Genomic DNA, 17,894 nt, shown 5'->3' on the forward strand with positions numbered 1-17,894 from the left:
ACGTCATTTATCTCCATAAAATTAAATTTTGGTTATTGATGAGTATCTATACTTATCAATTCTGTGATTTTGACCATAAACAGGAATAAATACTCATCCTTTTTGATGGCTAGTCCATTCTAGGTATAAATTTTTGTAACGTCAACAAAAACGGTGGCTTATACCACCGTTACATTTCTTCATAAATTATCTGTCTCAAGGGAAAATTTACCCTCAAGATATTGGGTTGTGCGCTAAACAATACGGTTGACAATCGTCCAAACTTCCCCATCCGAACGAACATAGGGAACCGAGATGGTCTTGAATCCGGTAATGAAAGGTTTGTAGTAAACCTGCCAATATAAAGGACTGAGATAATCAGCAGTGGCTTTTAACTGACGGATTTCGTCGGCTAATTCTGCTGCTAGTTCGTTAACGCGATCGGCGTGAACCTGTGCTACTTTTTTCGCTTCTTCTAGTTGCTGCTGTATCGTCAGTTGTTTGGATTCAACTTGCCAACGTGCCAGTTCGGCTTGTTTTTGTTGTAGCTGGTTTGTCAAAGCAGCGATCGCATCATCGATACCTTTGAGTTCCACTGATAACTGGGGATTTTCTCTGGCTTGACGACGGTACGCCTCAACAATTGCCGAAGGTGAATGATCATCGCCAGATATCCCATTATTTTGATTAAGTGCAGCCCGTTCTTGCTGAAGAACTTGAATTTCTGATTTGAGTGCTGCTATTTCGACTTGAATCTGCTCCATAGTTAAAAAGTATGAAGTGTGAAGTATGAAGTATGAAATTTTATTTTGACTTTTGACTTTTGCCTTTTGCCTTCTTCAAAGAAGGGTTGCGCCTTGGGTATCTAAAGCAAGCGATCGCACTTCGGCATCAATACCTGCGTTTTTCCAGGCTGAAGCCATCGCCAATTCTACAGCTTGAGAATGTGCCGCATCCGCCAAAGCTAAGAGCGTCGGCCCTGCACCACTAATCACCATACCGAATGCACCAGCCGCCACCGCCGCCGCATTCACCACATCGTAACCAGGAATCAAAGCTTTACGGTAAGGCTGATGCAACTTGTCTTGTAAAGCTGCCCTTAACCATTCTCCCTTACCAGTTTCTAAACCGCGTAACAATAAACCTAAATGGGCAGTATTAAAAATTGCATCTGCACGACTAAATTCAGTTGGTAAAACCCGCCGCGCTTCTGAGGTGGAGAGTTCAAAATTGGGAATAGCCACCACTGGGACAATATTTTTATCCCAAGGAACATCGCAAATTTCCCAACCAGCATCACTAGTAGCCGCCAGACGACATCCACCGATTAATGCTGGAACTACATTATCAGGATGTCCTTCCATTGCGATCGCCAACTCCATCACCTGCACTTGAGATAGAGGTTCACCCGCAAGTTGATTCGCAGCCACCAAACCCCCAACAATTGCCGTCGCAGAACTCCCCAAACCCCGCGCTAGAGGTACACCTAAACCAATCTCAATTTTCACAGGCGGCGGTGTCTGATCTATATATTGATAAAACTTCAAAAATGCCTGATAAAGTAAATTACTCTCATCAGTTTGCACTCGTTCAGCTTCTGCACCTGTGACATGAATAGTTAAACCACCTTCATCTAGGCGTGTAAACTTAAACTGGTTACAAAGCGTCAAAGCTGCACCGATGCAATCAAAACCTGGCCCCAAATTCGCAGTTGTAGCGGGGACATTAACCGTAACAGAAGAAATAACAGACATCTGCAAATAACTCACCTAACCAATCAACCAGCATCCCATGTAACTGGTTGATTTGTTCATTTGTCCACCTCATTTGGGATATATATGGGATATATGTGGGGTACAAATGGGGCCTATATGGAAGTTCTACAACTAACGACAACTGTTGATGCTTCTGGGCATTTGCATCTTGACATTTCAACACAGCTATCGCCTGGCGAAGTAAATATTGTGGTTGTGCTGAGTCCGGTAACATCAGACAGCACACAAAAATCTAATTATGATTTTTCTGATATTGCTGGTAATTTAGTTTGGCAGGGAGATGTACTAGCAATGCAAAAAGTGTTGCGAGATGAGTGGTAGTTGTTACTTATTGGATATAAATGCAAATGCCTGAAGCCAACCCAAAAACGGCAGAAACTCCAATGTCTGGACTAAATCTCTACGAAACAGATTTTTATGCTTGGACGCAAGAACAGGCAATGTTACTCCGCAGCAAACAATGGAATCAAATCGACCTGCCAAACCTGATTGAGGAGATTGAATCTTTGGGTAAGCAGCAACGGCAGGAACTTCGTAACAGATTGAGTGTGCTAATGGGACATTTGCTGAAATGGGAGTATCAACCTCAAAATCGCAGCCGTAGTTGGTTAGCAACAATTCGTATTCAGCGTCGGGACACTTTACGATTACTGAAAGACAACCCAAGTCTAAAACCTTATCTTGATGATGCACTAAAAGAAGCGTATGACAATGGTAGGGACTTGGCGATGGGAGAAACTAATTTACCAGAACAGACATTTCCCCTGACTTGTCTTTATACTCTAGCTGAAATTTTCGATGATCGCTTTTATCCAGGTGATCCGAGTGAATTAGTAGACACTTCAGAATCATAGTCATTGTTTTGTAAAAACTTGACATGGATGCTTTAATTCAAGAACTCGAAACCAAGCTGCGCCAATGGCAGCCTGACATTGTTACACAGGTACGGCAGTGCATTACCGAGATTATTGAACTAGCAGACCAAGATGCTCACGATATTCTTCGTTCTAGACTAGTTGAGCAGGAAGTATTGGATCTGATTGATGAATCCGAAACAAGGTGATATTTGGCTGATTGATCTAGGTCTGTCAGCTAAAACACGCCCTGTTATCATTGTGTCTCGCTATGACCTACCCAAGCGATCGCATAAAGCCAAAGACTGCTCTAAGCTGCACAAAATACTTTAAGCTTTATTAGACAAGTTTTCAGTTTGTGTCGATTGCAATGATGTTTCCAAGCGTCGCTTAATTGGAAGTTTTATAACTTTATGTCCGTGAGCTATCTGTTTTTTGCGTAGATCATTAAAGATTGCATTCAAATTATAGTTCAATGATTTAGCGTATTCTTCTCTGTACTGGTGAATTTCTTCTAGGATTTCATCTTTATACATATTTTATTCTCCTACAATGTCATATCCCATCAATTCATAAGGTGTGCAAATGATGGGTAACTCATATCCAAGTTCAGAGCTAATTTGTGATAATTTTTTCTGGATTTGGGCGTTTGCCATGTGCTTACAGTTCCATGTTAACAAGTAGTCCAAACCATAAACTGTTGCTAATGCTATATGTAAAGCATCATTAGAGGCTTTGGGTGGTAAGTTACTCTGCTGTAAAAACTCCTGTGCAAGTTCTCTAGTTTCTTCTGTGAGATCGAGAAAGGGGAGAGATTGTAACAAATTTAACCTTTGAGCAGCGATCGCTGCATCTCCTCTGGCTGCTTCATCCTCTACAATCTCAGAAGCATACAGCACAAAAGAATTACGACGAATATTCCACCAATCTTGGGTAATTTTCATGTTTGCTGCCAGAATCAAATTGTCTGTTGATCTGGCAGTTAAATATCCCAAAATACTAGTTTCAATATAAACAGTTTCGCTCACAGGAATATCTGAAATTATTTATCGATAACATACCGTGCTGAGTGCTGAGTAAGAAAAAGAGTACTCAGCACTTTCGTACCCGGTAAATGCCCTGCCCCTTGCGATGCACTGAGCTTGTCGAAGTGTGGGCGGTCTTTTAACTCAGCACTTTCAACTCAGCACTCTTCATTAGAAGTTATCGAAATTAGCGATCGCATCCTGCAATTTCTGTATCACTTCATCTACAGAAATTGCGCCTAATTCCCCAGAAGCGCGGGTACGAATACTTAAGGAGTTGGTTTCCACTTCTTTTGCACCTACCACTGCCATGACTGGTATTTTATCTTTTTCGGCGTTGCGGATTAATTTACCCAAGCGATCGCCACTGGTGTCAACTTCTGCACGGATACCCAAAGCTTGCATTTTTGCCACTACAGATTTAGCAAAATCTAGCTGTGCATCACTGACAGATAGCAATCGCACTTGCACAGGTGCTAACCACAAGGGAAAATCACCTGCATATTCTTCAATTAATATCCCAATCAGTCGTTCTAAGGAACCGAAAGGTGCGCGGTGAATCATCACCGGACGTTTGCGCGAACCATCTTCAGCAACGTACTCTAAATCAAAACGTTCTGGTAAGTTGTAGTCAACTTGCACAGTTCCTAATTGCCATTCTCTTTCCAACGCATCTTTAAAGATAAAGTCCAGCTTCGGCCCGTAAAATGCCGCTTCCCCAATACCTTCAAAATGTTCCATTCCTAACTGTTGAACAGCGCGGCGAATTGCACCTTCGGCTTTATCCCAAACTTCATCGCCACCAATATATTTATCACTCGCAGGGTCACGGAAACTCAGTCTAGCTTTGAAGTTCTTGAGTTGCAGTTTATTGAACACCGATAAAATCAAATCCACCACATTGAGGAATTCGCTATCGAGTTGTTCTGGGGTGACAAACAAGTGCGAGTCATCCACAGTAAAACCGCGCACTCTAGTTAAACCGCCTAATTCTCCTGACTGTTCATAGCGGTAAACAGTACCAAATTCGGCCAAGCGCATCGGTAGTTCCCGATAAGAGCGCAATTCACTCTTATATATTTGGATGTGGAAGGGACAGTTCATTGGCTTCATGACAAAGCCTTGCTCAAGTGCGGCGGCGGCTTCATCCTCAGCCATCAAAGGAAACATATCTTCCTTATACTTTTGCCAGTGGCCGGAGGTTTTAAATAAATCCACCCTAGCAATGTGGGGAGTGACTACAGGTAAATAGCCACGCTTGAGTTGTTCTTGCTTGAGGAAGTCTTCTAAGATACTCCGCAATAAAGTGCCTTTGGGAGTCCACAATGGTAAACCCGGCCCCACTAAGTCGGAGAAGATAAATAATCCCAATTCTTTGCCGAGTTTGCGATGGTCACGGCGCTGTGCTTCTTCTTTGCGGCGTTTATATTCAGCTAGTTGTTCTGGAGTTTCCCAAGCAGTACCGTAAATGCGCTGTAGTTGTGCTTTGGTTTCATCCCCACGCCAATATGCACCCGCAACGCTTTCTAAATCTATGGCTTTGGGGTTTAATTCTTGAGTATTTTCCACATGAGGCCCGGCACACAAATCCCACCATTGATCACCCAAGTGATAAATAGTAATGGGTTCTTTTAAATCTGCCAGAATTTCTAATTTATAAGGTTCGTTGATTTCCTTAATGCGGCGTTCGGCTTCTTCCCGGCTGACTTCTTCTCTAATTACTGGCAATTTGCGATTAATAATCTTAGCCATCTCTTTTTGGATGGCTTTGAGGTCTTTGTCAGTAAATGGCTCTGGACTGTCGAAGTCGTAATAAAATCCATTTTCAATCCAGGGGCCGATTGTCACTTGCGCCTTGGGAAACAGCTTCTGCACTGCCATTGCCATCACATGAGAAGTTGTGTGGCGAATCTTTTTTAAAGTCTCTGATTCGCTGGTACGGGGTAAAGAAATTTTTTCTGGTTGTGCTGCTTGATGCAGATTTTGATTAGGCGACATTGGCTGCTGAACCATTGGCGAAGTAATTGCAAAAAGTAATTTATTAGTTAAAATGCTGAAAAGCTTACCCAAATATAACATAGGGTTATATTTCAGCTTGACGGACTTTTAGCTGTCCTGGATGCACTCTAGCATTGTATGAAGTGTGAAGTCTGAAGTATGAAAGTTAATCTTAGCTTGCAGACTGTGTTTTCTTTTATCTACAGTCTTTGGCTAAATTTTTTAGGGTAAATACATCATACCCTGATTCTTAAAATTTGAATTTCGTGACTATTATGACAGATTTTTTTTACTATCTTTCTGGGGACATAGCATACAATAATGTTAAGTTTTGTAAAAAATGTTAATATTAATAAGAAAAATAGAAGTATCCTTCATAGCTATGCAAGACTCAAATTTACCAGGGACTGAGTTGCTGAAAACAGTCTTAGAGCCTTTGTTAGAAGACTTTGACTATTGGTTTGGGCGATCGCGCAATCTTTTAGAAACTGAGCAACTCTCATTTATGAGTCATCAAGAACAATCTGACCTGCTGTTACGAGTCAAGCAAGCACAAGCAGAATTAAACACAGCAAAGATGCTATTCGCCGCCACTGATCAACAAGTCGGAATTGACATGACAACTTTAGCTCCTTGGCATCAATTGGTGACACAATGCTGGAATGTAGCTATGAGATTCCATCGAGAAAAAGAAGGATAAAGTCAAGCAGCTAATTTTCCTAGCGATAGAGGAAATAATTTGCATAGATACTATAGAATCCTTAATAAAATTTTTATTAACAAATAATGTATCGTATGCTACCGTAGATTGAATAGCCTTGACAAATTTTTCTAAATAAATCATATAGGCGCACCAAAAAGTGCGTTAGACATTTACACCCGCTGCAATTCCCAACATCAGCGAAGCTTTTCAGTATAAGGTTTTTAAACTTGCTGCCCCTGGAGGAAATCCCTATGTTGCACCTACTTTACATTCTGGCTTTTACTGTTCTTGCTTGTATCGCGGTTGCTAATTTAATTCGCAACTTGATCATGTTTAGTTTTGACCGAGAGCGAAGTTATCCAGCGAGAACTTCAGCGATGGGTAATCAAGGTTATGTTTCATCTAAAAAACAAGTACCCCATCCAGAATTATTAGATAGCGCAGGCAATTTAATTAAAGAACCACTTTTGGTTATGCGCTCAATTAATGTTGAAGATGCTCGGCAACAGTTAGATGCTATTTATGAAGCTTCTCCAGGACAAAAAAGTGAAAATCATGAAAAGTAGGGAGTAGGGAGTAGGGGCTAGCGACTAGGTATTTATAGCTAAAGCAACACAAAAGTATAAAATTTGAACTTCTAACACCTAACCTCTAGCCTCTAGCCTCATTAATACTTCATATTATTTGATTAAGCTTCGATAACTACTCGGAGATTGCCACGTTTTTTAGCTACGCGGCAGGCAGTAGTATTACCAGAACGCTCGAATTCTAAATCTAAAATAGTTGTGCCTACTCGCAAATTGTGGAAACAGAGATGATTAATCGACTCTGGTAAAGCGGGGTCGATAATTCGTAAGCAGTTATTTTGCGCGTCAGGTACTAAATTAACAATCATTTGCAGCAATTGGAAGACACTACCAGTTGCCCAAGCTTGCGGTGTACAAGCAACGGGATATTGTACAGGGGCATTGTCACCATTGCGTTCATAACCGCAAAACAGTTCGGGAGGGCGTTGATAAGGTTGCGCGCTTGTCATATCGAATATGCCTTGAAAAAGTTCCAAAGCTTGATCGATTAAACCGAGCGATCGCAACCCTATAGCAATCAAAGAGTTATCATGAGGCCAAACAGAACCAATGTGATAACCCATCGGATTGTAAGCTGGCGATAAACTGCTTAAAGTCCGAATTCCCCAACCATTAAACATATCGGGGGCGCGTAACCTTTCGGCCACACTGTAGGCTTTTTCTGGGGTAAAGATGCCCAAGTGTAAACAATGACCAGGGTTAGATGTAATACTATCTACTTGTTTGCCCTCGCCATCTAAAGCTAAGGCACAAAAATCTTGGTCTTCCATCCAAAAATCTTGATTAAACCGCACCTTCAGATTTTTGGCTTCTTCTTGCCAACGGTCTGCTAAATCTAAGCGCTTCTTCATTCTGGCAATTTCAGCTAGGCGGATTTTAGCAGCATAAACATAAGCTTGGACTTCACACAAAGCAATCGGGCCGTTAGCTAAATCTCCCTTACGGTCAACAATACAATCGCCTGAGTCCTTCCAACCTTGGTTAGCTAAACCGCGCTTAGATCGGCGATAGTAACTAAGATAGCCAGTATCTGGCAGATTGCGGTCAATCCACTCCATCGCCGCTAAAGCATTTGGCCAAAGTTGTTCTAAGATTTCGTGATCATTCGTCCAACTGTAGTATTCTGCGTACAGTATTAACCACAAAGGTGTAGCATCAACAGTGCCGTAATAAGGTGTATGGGGAATTTCTTGACAACGGGCCATTTCTCCTAAACGTAATTCGTGCAGAATCTTACCTGGTTCTTCTTCACGCCAATCATCATCAACTTTTCCTTGATATTCTGCCAATAACATCAAAGTTTCTTTAGCGATTTGCGAGTTTAACATCAAGGTTTGGGAAGCCGTAATAATCGAATCTCGTCCGAACAACGCCGAAAACCAAGGTACACCAGCAGAAACAGTCTTGTACTTGCCAAAGGACTGACGTAACAAGTACATATCTTGTTCAGCGCGCTCAAGGACGCGATTAAGTATGCTTTTGTCTGAGGTGATACGGGTAGTTTGTTGTACCCAATGTTGTTCTTCCATCAATTCTGCGGCTTTGGCTTGTCCTAGGGTAAAAGCTGCACTGACGGTAGAACTAGAGTTGTTGTTAGTGAATAAATTGATGCGGTAGCCAATTTTTTGAGTTTCATGGGATGCTAACTCTAACCGCCACACGGCTGTATAACCTTTGAAGGAGTCTGGTAGGCGATGCTGGAATTGGATACGCGATTCCATGATTAAGCCATCTAGCCCTTGATAAGCTAATGTTAAAAATTCTTCTTTGTGTGTACCAGAGTAAGGTGAAACAGCCGTAGCCGCATCAACTGTGTGGTTTTCTTCGGGTGTTGGTTCTACTAAGCGTAAAATTTTACCGCGTTTATCACGGTCATAGCCCCGCACTTCAAACAAATCCACAAAGTCTGCATCAAAGCTAATACTAAGTTCAAAACTAACGGTAGTTGTGCTGTAATTGGCGATTTCTATTTCTTCAAATAATGCGCCATTCAGGACAATTTCTCTACGTAATCCTACTGTATCGGCTTTGAGGCGATCGTCAATTTTGGGGTTGGTACACAAAACCGATAGGGAAAATCCTTTTTCGGCAGTGCTGCTGAGGAGTACAGGCGAGTGCCCTTCAATTTGTAATTCTAGACGATTGAGAAATCGTGTATCACAACAAAACAATCCCATACTAGGATTGCCCTCATTCAGGGAACAGCCTGAAATGTTCCCCATCGTATCTGTAACTAAAAATAAATCATCATCTTTGACTGTGAGGGTGGGTTGTGGTCTTTCACTCACAACACAAGGCCACTCTGGAATAGGTAATTGTTCTGCTGGGATAAAAGTTTTTCCGTCCAAAGAAATTTTTTCCTGGTTAATTTGCAAATCCGGTGTCATCAGGCAATATTCCGTGTACAAATCAAATAATTTGAGATTTTGGATTTTAGATTTCAAATTTCAGATTGACAACTTGCACCGACAAAAAGTAGGTGCAAGTTGTAATCTAACAAATCTTTATAAATTTATATTGTCTGAATTTAAAGTCAAGGCTGATAATAAAGGGTTTTTGGGAAAATTACATCAATCTTGTTACATACTCTGGTGTGACTAGCTTTAACCCCTATTTTGAAGATCAATCTATTTACGAGGTAAGTCTTACTAGTGTTATGCCGTTTCACTTGAAGTTTGATACAAATGGGTCGCAGGGGGCAGGCTGACAGGTGTAGGTTTTTTACTTTCTGCCCCAAAAACATTGATTGAGGGTGTAGGGGTTTAAGGGTGTGAGGGGAATGGAACTCTGATTAAATAGTGATTTTTAGAGTCGCTACTCATCACTGGGTTAAAAACCTAGACTTGTGAGAAAATTCTCCCCTTGCACCCTGCTCCCTACACCCCTGCTAGGGTCTACACGGCAATTTTGGTTTGGTGAACTATTCGACTTGTGGTAATAGACTATGTAAAAAATGCTTCTATTCCCCATCTCAGCAAAATTATTTATGACACAAAAAAACCCTAGAGATATGGAGACTAATCAAAGCCATTCATAACTCTAGAGCTGTGTGTTTTAGGTCATAAAAAACTTCAAAACGTTTAAATTACTTACAAACGTATAATCCCATAAGTTCAAATCATCAAAGCAGATACGTAGATTAAATAAACAATGTTTTCTTAAATTAAACTAAAGTTGAATTTTGCAATATTTACTGATGCTTGGACTATCACATTAGTGAGGAAATAATAACTGATGACCCGGATATGAGATAGGCGATCGCACCCAGCATCACCTAAAATCCATATTGTACAGTCGCAAACAAAACATCTGGAGAAGTGCTTGCCTAAATCGATTCACTCCACACAACCACCATTAAAATTTATTCCCCAACGGTTCAACCCGCTAGCTCTCCAGATGATGCGATGGTTACTACCAATAGTGCTACGTTTTCGCACTCGACCTTGGTTAACCGCTGGAATTGTCAAAATTGAAGCCGAAAATACAGAGAGATTAGCCCAACTCTATCAACAATTCCAAGCAGGCAAAATCAGGTTTTTGTTAGCGTTTCGCCACCCAGAAGTTGAAGACCCCTTGTGTATGCTTTATTTGTTGTCGCGCATTCTTCCTAAAGTAGCGCGTCAGCAAAACATCCAGTTAAACGAACCACTTCATAGCTACTTTATGTACGAACGAGGTATGACACTCTGGGCGGGAAATTGGTTGGGGTGGCTATTTTCGCGTGTTGGGGGTGTTCCAGTCCGGCGGGGTAGAAGAGTTGACCGAGTTGCGATTCAAACAGCGCGAGATTTATTTGCTAATGGCAAAATGCCGATCGCGGTGGCTCCAGAAGGTGGTACTAATGGTCATAGTGGCATTGTTAGTCCCTTAGAACCTGGTGTTGCTCAATTGGGTTTTTGGTGCGTGGAAGACTTACAAAAAGCCAACCGCACAGAAACAGTCTTAATTTTACCAATAGCTATTCAATACAGTTACGTTCAGCCACCTTGGGTGAAACTTAATTGGTTATTAAATCAACTAGAAACTGATAGCGGTTTATCAGTCCAATCAATTACCAATTCAGCAATTAATAACCCAGCAGAATATCATCAACGCATTTGTCGCTTAGGCGAACATCTCATCACCGAGATGGAAGAATTTTATCGCCGCTTTTATCATCAAGACTTGCCAGAAATACCAGATCAAACATTAATTACCAGACTGCATCGCCTACTAAATACAGGCTTAACAGTTGCTGAACAATATTTTGGCATCCAAGCACAGGGAAACTTTATTGACCGCTGTCGCCGTTTAGAAGAAGCAGGTTGGAATTACATTTACCGCGAAGACATTCCAGATATTCACGCACTACCACCATTAAAACGCGGACTGGCAGATTGGATAGCAGAAGAAGCCGATTTGCGAATGCAGCATATGAGAATAGTCGAAAGTTTTGTCGCCATTACCGAAACTTATCTCCAAGAACAACCAACTAGTGAAAGGTTGGCTGAGACGGCCTTACTCATGTATGATATGCTTTCGAGAATTAAAGAATCAACATTACCCGGAAGACCCCGTTTAGGTCTACGACAAGTAAAAATCACCATAGGCGAACCAATCTCTGTCACTGAACGCTGGGAAAAATCGCAAAATAACCGTCACGCAGCTAGACAAGCCGCAAGTACATTAACCAATGATTTACATTTAGCATTGGAGAACTTGCTCAATTAATTTAGGCGAATGCACTGATGGGTAGGTGTATAAAACTACTTTTTACTTCTGTTACTTGATCAAAGCACGTCAGCATTCCAATTCCTGCGGATGCACCTGTGATCACAATGGTTTTGTTTGCAAAACTCATGATTTATATTTCTAATAACAAAAATGTGTTGATTATTTCTTTGTGTTAAAGATAAGTATTCAGGAGCCATAATTCAGGATTCAGAAGGGTTAAAAAATGAAGAGGAATATTTGAATAAATTAATTTATTCTATTTATATACTTCTAAATTATGACTTCTGACTCCTGGGTGCTGAATTCTTACTGTTAAAGTTTTGCGGCAATTTTATCAAGGCGTTCATTAGCTTTATCAAGGCGATTACTAGCATCTTTTGCAAGTTGGACAAATACCATACTGGAAACAAGTCCGCCAGCAGTAGTGACTGTTCCTTCCGAAGCTTTGCCACACAACAAATATGCTACGCCAACAAAACTCACAATAGCACTTGCTCCAGTCATTAGCAAAGCCAGAATAAAACTGTTACGTGCCATATTAAAAGACTGTTGCGCTTGGCGTAGACCTTCTTCTGCAATACTGTTGATTAAATCTGATGTTTCATCAGATGTAGATACAGACTGAGGTAAAGATAAATCTAAGCTTTGGACTGAGATATTTTGAAAATTGCGATCGCTAACATTTTTCATGGCTAACTCCTGAAATTGATTTTAGTAAATTAGTGGCACTTATTAACATTAAACACAGGATATTGATTAACTACACCTCATATATATTCAGCATTTTTCAGTTAATTTATTAGGTTTTTATTAAACAAATAGGCAACTAAATATTTAACCTAATAATTTATTAATCTAATTTTAAAAATCTAATTAATTGTTATGTTAATCTGCCATACCTAATAACTTGTTAGGTAACAAAAATTCTTACCTAATAAAGCATCAGTTGAATTTCTAAGTAATTAATTTCGATATATTTTTCTTATCTATTAAAATTTTCAGCACTACATAAAGAAAATTTAGCCTATGATAAAAGTCATAGATATCTATTAGTAAAAGTCAGAGGTAACAGTCCAGAATATAAAGTGAAAGCCAGTTTGCTCTTTTTATGCTTAATTATGACTAAAGTCATAGGTGAATATCAGCTTCCTTGCTGTAAAATTCTGGATAATTATTTGGCAAGTTTGGCTGTAAGACAATATTGTATGGGTTAAAGTCTATGACATCTATTGATTTTCCAGAATTAAGCGAAGCTGCAAACAATTGGTATCTAGATAAATTATATGAAGATTTAGCTAGTTGTAAAAAATCGCCACTTTCAGATTTTGAAACAAAATCTTTATGTGCATTACTTTGTCGTCGTAATATTAGCTATATAGCTTTGCGTCTTCGTTGGTCTGTAGGTGCAGTCAGGACAGAGCTTTGTCGGGGATTATATCAATATCTCAAGTTACTAACATCTGAAGACAGAATAGTATGGAATCAGGTGGCTGATTTACTAGAATTACAATATAGAAAAGAGAAAAAAGTATTTACTAACCAAGAGAATAACTGGCTATCAAATATAGAAGCTGACTTAAGGGCTACGCATATAGTAAACCTAATTGAACAGGAGATGTTAAAACAAATAGATAAAGATAATTATCAAGAAATTCCAGTAAATATAAATGTAATAATTGACTATGGAGATTACAAATATAAAGCCAAAGATTATCGCGCTGCTATTCAATCATATAAAGAAGCAGTATTACTTGATACATCCTGTTTAGGAGTTTTAAATAAAATTGCTCTTTGCTATTATCAAATTAAATTAATTGAAGATTGCCAGATAATGTGTACTTTCGTTCTCAGCAATTCAATTAAAGATGAGGTAAAGGTTGATTCTTATAACTTAATGGGTTTAATTTTTCAAGAAATGGCAGAAAGAGAATATAAGGAGTTATATGTACAATCAGCTATTTATTTTTTCAAACAAGCAAGTACGTCTGCTAGATTTTTAAATGTGATACCTGCATGGAATATAGTAGATTTACTACTTACCTTTAGTAAAAATCAACCTGCTTATATTTCTAGAGCTAAGTTAGCTTTTTATGAATTTAAACAAATTGCTGCTCAATCAGAGTCAAATTTTCACAAATATCGAGATAATCTTCTCAAAGAAGCAGTATCTGTATTAGATGATGACCTTGATGAGTGGTGGCGTAATCAACTTGATGATTTACTAGCAATTCCAACTGTACAATAATATTAACTAGAGAGTCAAGCAATGAAAGTCCAAAGCCAATGTTTTGTAAGTTATAAATTTGCCTTAAAGCTATTTTTTGTAGGCATATTTATGAGTTGTCTTACCTGGGATAGTAAGGTAATAGTAAATTACCAAAATATTAGTGAATTATCACCTGCACAAAAGCTAATTTTTGCCAAACTTGTTCCTGATATTGACGATATCAAAAATAAATTTCAAATTTAAATAACATTAAACAAGCATTTTGATGAAATTAGAAACGATTCAGCTAATTTGAAATAATTGAGTAAGCATCTACTCAACTAACTTTTGTAATGCATTATCCAAATCTGGAATTTCAGTTAAGCTCAAGCAAAATATTTCTGTTAGTGCGGTACGTAAATCTTTCACATTATTGAGTATACTTAGATGTTTTTGACCATCCAAATAATGGGTTGTAAGTTTGTTGTTTTGCAGTGTGTATCGACAATTAACATCTGCTTTAGCAACCATAAGTGTGTTGACAAAAGGTGAGTTTGGATGAGTGGAAACATACCAATTACTTACTTCATAATCAACGATTTGTTGCTCTTGTAAATCGAAACTATAAAGTGATTTCCATTCTTGACTAATATATGCCTGCATGATGTAGCTGCGATCGCTCATCATCAATCTAAAATTTTCATGGGATGTACTCTGTTCTACATCTGGGAGCAAACATAGCGGTGTAGTGAGTGTTAATCCGCCAAACCCTACATCTGCAATGTATTTTCCTTCCTCCATCTCTACTAAAAGCAACATATGAGAGCGAGGACTAATTGTTCCTGCTGGACGGTTCCACAGCACACGGGCTGCTAAGTTTTTTACCTGAAAACCGAGACTTATCAAGACTGAACGCAGTAATAAGTTTTGCTCAAAACAATAGCCACCACGTCCTTGATACACTAATTTTTTTTCTAAGGATTGGAGATTCAAGGACACAGGCTGTTTGAGCAGTGGAGTCAGATTCTCAAACGCAATCGTCTTGGTATGACATAAGTGAATTGCTTGTAGAGTTTGGAGTGTAGCACAGCGATCGCCACCATAGCCTATTCTATGAAAATAGGCATTTAAATCTACTGCATCCGATAATTGTTCCAAAATTCTCTCCTGAAAACTAGTACAGGTTGGCGTAAATACACAGACTATCTGGAATTGCTAAACGGCTTGTGGTTTACTTTTGCCTTTTTTTACTAGCCACATAGCATCCTGAGTTATACCAAAGTACCATCTCTAAACTAACAATTAATGACTTCACCAATCATCTCAGTAACAACAGCTATGGAGCAGTTCAAAGTTTGCTGAAGGAATGTAAAGAAATCGAGCTAAACCACTTTACATAGCATAGCTTAATAGTTATCAACTTGTATAACTACTAACAGTATGGTGAATACTCTGGCTGTAGGTAGTAAAAAATATGAATGCAATACAGTCACCCTCAAATCTACGTTTTTCTTCTGTATATGGCCCTGTAAAATCTTGGCGATACGGTAAATCTTTAGGCATCGACCCTATTGGGATAGTATCTACTTGTTCTTTCGACTGCGTTTATTGCCAACTGGGGAAGATTCAAAATCAGACAAATCAGCGACAAATTTTTGTACCGACAAAAGATATTATCTGCGATCTGCAAGAGATGACAAACTGGGAAGATATTGATGTTGTTACTCTGAGCGGTAGTGGTGAACCTACCTTAGCCCTGAATTTAGCAGAGATTCTGACTGTTGTCAGACAGATTGCAAAACGACCAACTATAGTATTAACTAACAGTACTTTGCTAGGAGACTATACAGTACGAGGTGCTTTGCAATTAGCAGATATTGTGGCGGTAAAACTAGATGCCGTTTCACCCAATCAACTAAAGCGAATTAACCAACCTATCACAGCAGTTGATTTACTAGATATCGTCACGGGTATTGAGCAATTTCGGCAAGAATACCAAGGACATCTAGCTATACAGACTATGGTTTTATCTCGTTGGAAACCAGAGATATTGGCAACTTACATTCAATTGCTTGAGCTTTTGCAACCAGATGAAGTGCAACTGAACACACCTTCTCGCCCCCGTGTCTTAGTTCGGCAGTTAGATGCTAGAGGTAATAATATTACACCTTCTAGTAGCTATGTTTGTCAAAATCTTAGGTGTGTCAGCCTGGATATCTTATCAAAACTTGCTCAACAAATTCATACTGCTACTCAAATTCCAGTACGTTATCCAGCCTTAAATTAAAATGAAACACACTTGATACCAATTCGCAATGACGCTCGCAGGCTCGCTAACGCTGCGCTAACGCAATGACGCTCGCAGGCTCGCTAACGCTGCGCTAACGCAATTAAAAAACTTAGATACAGCTAGGACTTACGCAAAATATCTCTCAAACTCTCATTTCTCCGTGAACTCTGCGCCTCTGTGGTTCGATTTTCCGTAGCTTGTGCGTAAGTCCTGACAGCAAAGCTTTCATGGTTTACATCTGTATCATATTTTTCGTGAAATGGTATGAGCTAAGGCAAAAAAGGCTGATCTGAATTTTATTTGGGTATCTAAATATAGAAAGTAGAACAGCTAAGGTTCTTTAGCTGTTCTGACGTTAGTGTGTTTCCTTACCACTAGGCTAATAAATGGTTACTTGTCATGCCCTCTGTCGTGAGAAGTATGAATTCATCTATCTCAATGGTGTTGTCAATCAACAATTTAAAATTATGTAATACAATTTATACTTGTTGTATCTAAGTGTTAAGGTGATATAAAATTTTCAATAAGTGGGTAGTTTAAGTTGAGTAGTTAAGAATAATACATTTTATTGTTGAGGGAACTACCACAAATGAATCCCAGGATCAAGCCAGAACTGCAAGCGAAATTCTTACAATATCTGAATAATCGTCACAATCAAGCAAATGAAGGTTTTACCTTGATTGAATTACTGGTGGTAGTAATTATTATCGGTGTTCTGGCCGCGATCGCATTACCATCATTACTTGGTCAAGTTAACAAAGCCAAACAATCAGAAGGTAAAAATAACATCGGTGCAATTAACCGCGCCCAACAAGCCTATTATTTAGAAAATCAAGCTTTTAATACTGATCTGACTGTTTTGGGTATTGCCATTAAAACCCAAACTGACAACTATAACTATACCAGCGTGATTAACGGTGCTACAACCGGAAGTAATCTGGCTGTGATCTCTCATAATGCACTGTCCCGCAAAGTTGCGCTGAGAAGCTATATCGGTATCGTAGGCACTACAACAGGAGATGGCGCAACTAGCGAAGCTCTGACACTAGCTTATGCTTGTGAAACAGATGATTCAGGCATCAAAAACGCTGTAACTATTGCTACAGGTCATGGTTGTCCAGCAACCTTCAGGTCTTTAGCACGATGATATTTTTCTTGGCTTTATGTATGAGCAAATGGGTTAATGTAAGTTAGGCAGGTGCGATCGCACCTGCCTGCAACGTTGAGTAATCCAACTAGTTTATAGTTTTGTCAGATTATTTCTTTTTCGCCACCAACAAACCTAGCCCTAAAATAGATAACCCTACAATAGTACTTGGCTCTGGAATAGGATAACTAGTGTAACTAACAGTCTGAACCGTATTGGCATCGATAAAACTGCCAGCGTTGACTGTGAAAATATCCGGCACAACAAATTGCAATCCTAAACCTTGATTTGCCGGAATTTCACCCAAGAAATTGGTCAAAACAGAGGCAAAAGAATCATTTGCTTCGGTATAGGTTTGACCACCATAGGCAGCAAAAATCTTCAGTCCTTCATCAACTGTCACTAATTGGTCATCTTGAGCCGCTGCTTGGTCAAAGGAAAAACTACCAATAAGAGTTTTATCAGCATTCGAGAAATCATATCTGATAATTGCCGCCTGAGCAGGTAATGTTTTCCCAGCAGCAAACATCAAAACAGTTCCTATGGTTGTGGCTGCTAATTGTTTGAACATTATTTTCTCTGAATAATTTTGTAGAAGCAGAGATGAATAATTAGCC

20 protein-coding genes are annotated in these 17,894 nt (G+C 39.4%); 11 read left to right on the forward strand and 9 right to left on the reverse strand.

What is annotated here, in order from left to right:
- Window positions 1-233: 233 nt before the first annotated feature.
- On the reverse strand, window positions 234-743 hold the full coding sequence (locus H6G69_RS14660; protein WP_190688073.1) for a hypothetical protein: 510 nt from the start codon (window positions 741-743) through the stop codon (window positions 234-236).
- 75 nt (window positions 744-818) lie between these two features.
- Window positions 819-1,733 (reverse strand): homoserine kinase, encoded by a 915-nt coding sequence (gene thrB / locus H6G69_RS14665; protein ID WP_190688075.1) that lies wholly within the window; start codon window positions 1,731-1,733, stop codon window positions 819-821.
- 117 nt (window positions 1,734-1,850) lie between these two features.
- Here thrB and H6G69_RS14670 point away from each other — a divergent pair, with 117 nt between their 5' ends.
- From H6G69_RS14670 to H6G69_RS34670, 4 genes are read left to right on the forward strand one after another with little or no spacing between them, the layout of a single operon-like run.
- Complete coding sequence (locus H6G69_RS14670) at window positions 1,851-2,075, forward strand: hypothetical protein (RefSeq protein WP_190688078.1); 225 nt, start codon at window positions 1,851-1,853, stop codon at window positions 2,073-2,075.
- Window positions 2,076-2,101: 26 nt separating this feature from the next.
- Window positions 2,102-2,608, forward strand: a complete 507-nt coding sequence (locus H6G69_RS14675) for a DUF29 domain-containing protein (RefSeq protein ID WP_199335999.1) — start codon at window positions 2,102-2,104, stop codon at window positions 2,606-2,608.
- A gap of 23 nt (window positions 2,609-2,631) precedes the next feature.
- Window positions 2,632-2,817 (forward strand): hypothetical protein, encoded by a 186-nt coding sequence (locus H6G69_RS14680; RefSeq protein ID WP_190688084.1) that lies wholly within the window; start codon window positions 2,632-2,634, stop codon window positions 2,815-2,817.
- The gene (locus H6G69_RS34670) at window positions 2,798-2,941 is read left to right on the forward strand and encodes a hypothetical protein (RefSeq protein WP_313950983.1); all 144 of its coding nucleotides are present in this window, start codon (window positions 2,798-2,800) and stop codon (window positions 2,939-2,941) included. Before H6G69_RS14680 ends, H6G69_RS34670 begins: the two co-directional genes overlap by 20 nt.
- Here the strand turns inward: H6G69_RS34670 and H6G69_RS14690 are convergent.
- The 3 genes from H6G69_RS14690 to thrS all read right to left on the reverse strand — a co-directional run bounded on the left by H6G69_RS14690 (window position 2,938) and on the right by thrS (window position 5,646).
- Window positions 2,938-3,144, reverse strand: coding sequence for a hypothetical protein (locus H6G69_RS14690; protein WP_190688088.1), 207 nt, complete (start codon window positions 3,142-3,144; stop codon window positions 2,938-2,940). The genes H6G69_RS34670 and H6G69_RS14690 overlap by 4 nt on opposite strands.
- 3 nt (window positions 3,145-3,147) lie before the next feature.
- The gene (locus H6G69_RS14695) at window positions 3,148-3,636 is read right to left on the reverse strand and encodes a PIN domain-containing protein (protein WP_190668383.1); all 489 of its coding nucleotides are present in this window, start codon (window positions 3,634-3,636) and stop codon (window positions 3,148-3,150) included.
- A gap of 168 nt (window positions 3,637-3,804) precedes the next feature.
- Window positions 3,805-5,646, reverse strand: coding sequence for a threonine--tRNA ligase (gene thrS, locus H6G69_RS14700; RefSeq protein ID WP_190688090.1), 1,842 nt, complete (start codon window positions 5,644-5,646; stop codon window positions 3,805-3,807).
- 367 nt (window positions 5,647-6,013) lie between these two features.
- Here thrS and H6G69_RS14705 point away from each other — a divergent pair, with 367 nt between their 5' ends.
- Together H6G69_RS14705 and H6G69_RS14710 are read left to right on the forward strand one after the other, a co-directional pair.
- The gene (locus H6G69_RS14705) at window positions 6,014-6,331 is read left to right on the forward strand and encodes a DUF2605 domain-containing protein (protein ID WP_190688093.1); all 318 of its coding nucleotides are present in this window, start codon (window positions 6,014-6,016) and stop codon (window positions 6,329-6,331) included.
- Window positions 6,332-6,585: 254 nt separating this feature from the next.
- Window positions 6,586-6,900, forward strand: coding sequence for a DUF2973 domain-containing protein (locus H6G69_RS14710; protein ID WP_190688095.1), 315 nt, complete (start codon window positions 6,586-6,588; stop codon window positions 6,898-6,900).
- A 122-nt stretch (window positions 6,901-7,022) separates the two neighbouring features.
- Here H6G69_RS14710 and H6G69_RS14715 read toward each other — a convergent pair whose 3' ends face one another.
- The gene (locus H6G69_RS14715; RefSeq protein ID WP_190688098.1) at window positions 7,023-9,308 is read right to left on the reverse strand and encodes an amylo-alpha-1,6-glucosidase; all 2,286 of its coding nucleotides are present in this window, start codon (window positions 9,306-9,308) and stop codon (window positions 7,023-7,025) included.
- A 934-nt stretch (window positions 9,309-10,242) separates the two neighbouring features.
- On the opposite strand from H6G69_RS14715, the gene H6G69_RS14720 reads away from it, so the two are divergent.
- Window positions 10,243-11,631, forward strand: coding sequence for a 1-acyl-sn-glycerol-3-phosphate acyltransferase (locus H6G69_RS14720; RefSeq protein ID WP_190688101.1), 1,389 nt, complete (start codon window positions 10,243-10,245; stop codon window positions 11,629-11,631).
- Window positions 11,632-11,946: 315 nt separating this feature from the next.
- Here the strand turns inward: H6G69_RS14720 and H6G69_RS33900 are convergent, their stop codons facing one another.
- Window positions 11,947-12,324 carry a TRADD-N-associated membrane domain-containing protein gene (locus H6G69_RS33900; RefSeq protein WP_242072065.1) on the reverse strand — a complete coding sequence of 126 codons (378 nt, stop codon included), beginning with the start codon at window positions 12,322-12,324 and terminating at the stop codon, window positions 11,947-11,949.
- 529 nt (window positions 12,325-12,853) lie between these two features.
- Between H6G69_RS33900 and H6G69_RS14730 the strand changes: the two genes are divergently transcribed.
- Window positions 12,854-13,879 (forward strand): hypothetical protein, encoded by a 1,026-nt coding sequence (locus H6G69_RS14730; protein WP_190688103.1) that lies wholly within the window; start codon window positions 12,854-12,856, stop codon window positions 13,877-13,879.
- Window positions 13,880-13,900: 21 nt separating this feature from the next.
- Window positions 13,901-14,104 carry a hypothetical protein gene (locus H6G69_RS14735; RefSeq protein ID WP_190688106.1) on the forward strand — a complete coding sequence of 68 codons (204 nt, stop codon included), beginning with the start codon at window positions 13,901-13,903 and terminating at the stop codon, window positions 14,102-14,104.
- Window positions 14,105-14,173: 69 nt separating this feature from the next.
- On the opposite strand, the gene H6G69_RS14740 is transcribed toward H6G69_RS14735, so the two are convergent.
- Window positions 14,174-14,998, reverse strand: a complete 825-nt coding sequence (locus tag H6G69_RS14740; protein WP_190688109.1) for an arylamine N-acetyltransferase — start codon at window positions 14,996-14,998, stop codon at window positions 14,174-14,176.
- Window positions 14,999-15,314: 316 nt separating this feature from the next.
- Here H6G69_RS14740 and H6G69_RS14745 point away from each other — a divergent pair, with 316 nt between their 5' ends.
- Window positions 15,315-16,127: a radical SAM protein gene (locus tag H6G69_RS14745; protein WP_190688110.1), complete on the forward strand. Its 813-nt coding sequence runs from the start codon at window positions 15,315-15,317 to the stop codon at window positions 16,125-16,127.
- A 592-nt stretch (window positions 16,128-16,719) separates the two neighbouring features.
- A complete protein-coding gene (locus tag H6G69_RS14750) occupies window positions 16,720-17,277 on the forward strand; it encodes a type IV pilin-like G/H family protein (RefSeq protein ID WP_190688113.1) in 558 nt (185 codons plus the stop codon).
- A 109-nt stretch (window positions 17,278-17,386) separates the two neighbouring features.
- Here the strand turns inward: H6G69_RS14750 and H6G69_RS14755 are convergent, their stop codons facing one another.
- The gene (locus tag H6G69_RS14755; protein ID WP_242072066.1) at window positions 17,387-17,848 is read right to left on the reverse strand and encodes a PEP-CTERM sorting domain-containing protein; all 462 of its coding nucleotides are present in this window, start codon (window positions 17,846-17,848) and stop codon (window positions 17,387-17,389) included.
- Between the last annotated feature and the right edge of the window lie 46 nt (window positions 17,849-17,894).

Origin of the sequence: Nostoc sp. FACHB-110 (assembly GCF_014697425.1) — a bacterium.
In the GTDB taxonomy this organism is placed as follows: Bacteria; Cyanobacteriota; Cyanobacteriia; order Cyanobacteriales; family Nostocaceae; genus Nostoc_B.

Bases quoted from the DNA above. Each gene is read 5' to 3' on its own strand.
- H6G69_RS14660 (WP_190688073.1), bottom strand. From the start codon at position 743: ATGGAGCAGATTCAAGTCGAAATAGCAGCACTCAAATCAGAAATTCAA.
- thrB (WP_190688075.1), bottom strand. From the start codon at position 1,733: ATGTCTGTTATTTCTTCTGTTACGGTTAATGTCCCCGCTACAACTGCG.
- H6G69_RS14670 (WP_190688078.1), top strand. From the start codon at position 1,851: ATGGAAGTTCTACAACTAACGACAACTGTTGATGCTTCTGGGCATTTG.
- H6G69_RS14675 (WP_199335999.1), top strand. From the start codon at position 2,102: ATGCCTGAAGCCAACCCAAAAACGGCAGAAACTCCAATGTCTGGACTA.
- H6G69_RS14680 (WP_190688084.1), top strand. From the start codon at position 2,632: ATGGATGCTTTAATTCAAGAACTCGAAACCAAGCTGCGCCAATGGCAG.
- H6G69_RS34670 (WP_313950983.1), top strand. From the start codon at position 2,798: ATGAATCCGAAACAAGGTGATATTTGGCTGATTGATCTAGGTCTGTCA.
- H6G69_RS14690 (WP_190688088.1), bottom strand. From the start codon at position 3,144: ATGTATAAAGATGAAATCCTAGAAGAAATTCACCAGTACAGAGAAGAA.
- thrS (WP_190688090.1), bottom strand. From the start codon at position 5,646: ATGGTTCAGCAGCCAATGTCGCCTAATCAAAATCTGCATCAAGCAGCA.
- H6G69_RS14705 (WP_190688093.1), top strand. From the start codon at position 6,014: ATGCAAGACTCAAATTTACCAGGGACTGAGTTGCTGAAAACAGTCTTA.
- H6G69_RS14710 (WP_190688095.1), top strand. From the start codon at position 6,586: ATGTTGCACCTACTTTACATTCTGGCTTTTACTGTTCTTGCTTGTATC.
- H6G69_RS14715 (WP_190688098.1), bottom strand. From the start codon at position 9,308: ATGACACCGGATTTGCAAATTAACCAGGAAAAAATTTCTTTGGACGGA.
- H6G69_RS33900 (WP_242072065.1), bottom strand. From the start codon at position 12,324: ATGAAAAATGTTAGCGATCGCAATTTTCAAAATATCTCAGTCCAAAGC.
- H6G69_RS14730 (WP_190688103.1), top strand. From the start codon at position 12,854: ATGACATCTATTGATTTTCCAGAATTAAGCGAAGCTGCAAACAATTGG.
- H6G69_RS14735 (WP_190688106.1), top strand. From the start codon at position 13,901: ATGAAAGTCCAAAGCCAATGTTTTGTAAGTTATAAATTTGCCTTAAAG.
- H6G69_RS14745 (WP_190688110.1), top strand. From the start codon at position 15,315: ATGAATGCAATACAGTCACCCTCAAATCTACGTTTTTCTTCTGTATAT.
- H6G69_RS14750 (WP_190688113.1), top strand. From the start codon at position 16,720: ATGAATCCCAGGATCAAGCCAGAACTGCAAGCGAAATTCTTACAATAT.
- H6G69_RS14755 (WP_242072066.1), bottom strand. From the start codon at position 17,848: ATGTTCAAACAATTAGCAGCCACAACCATAGGAACTGTTTTGATGTTT.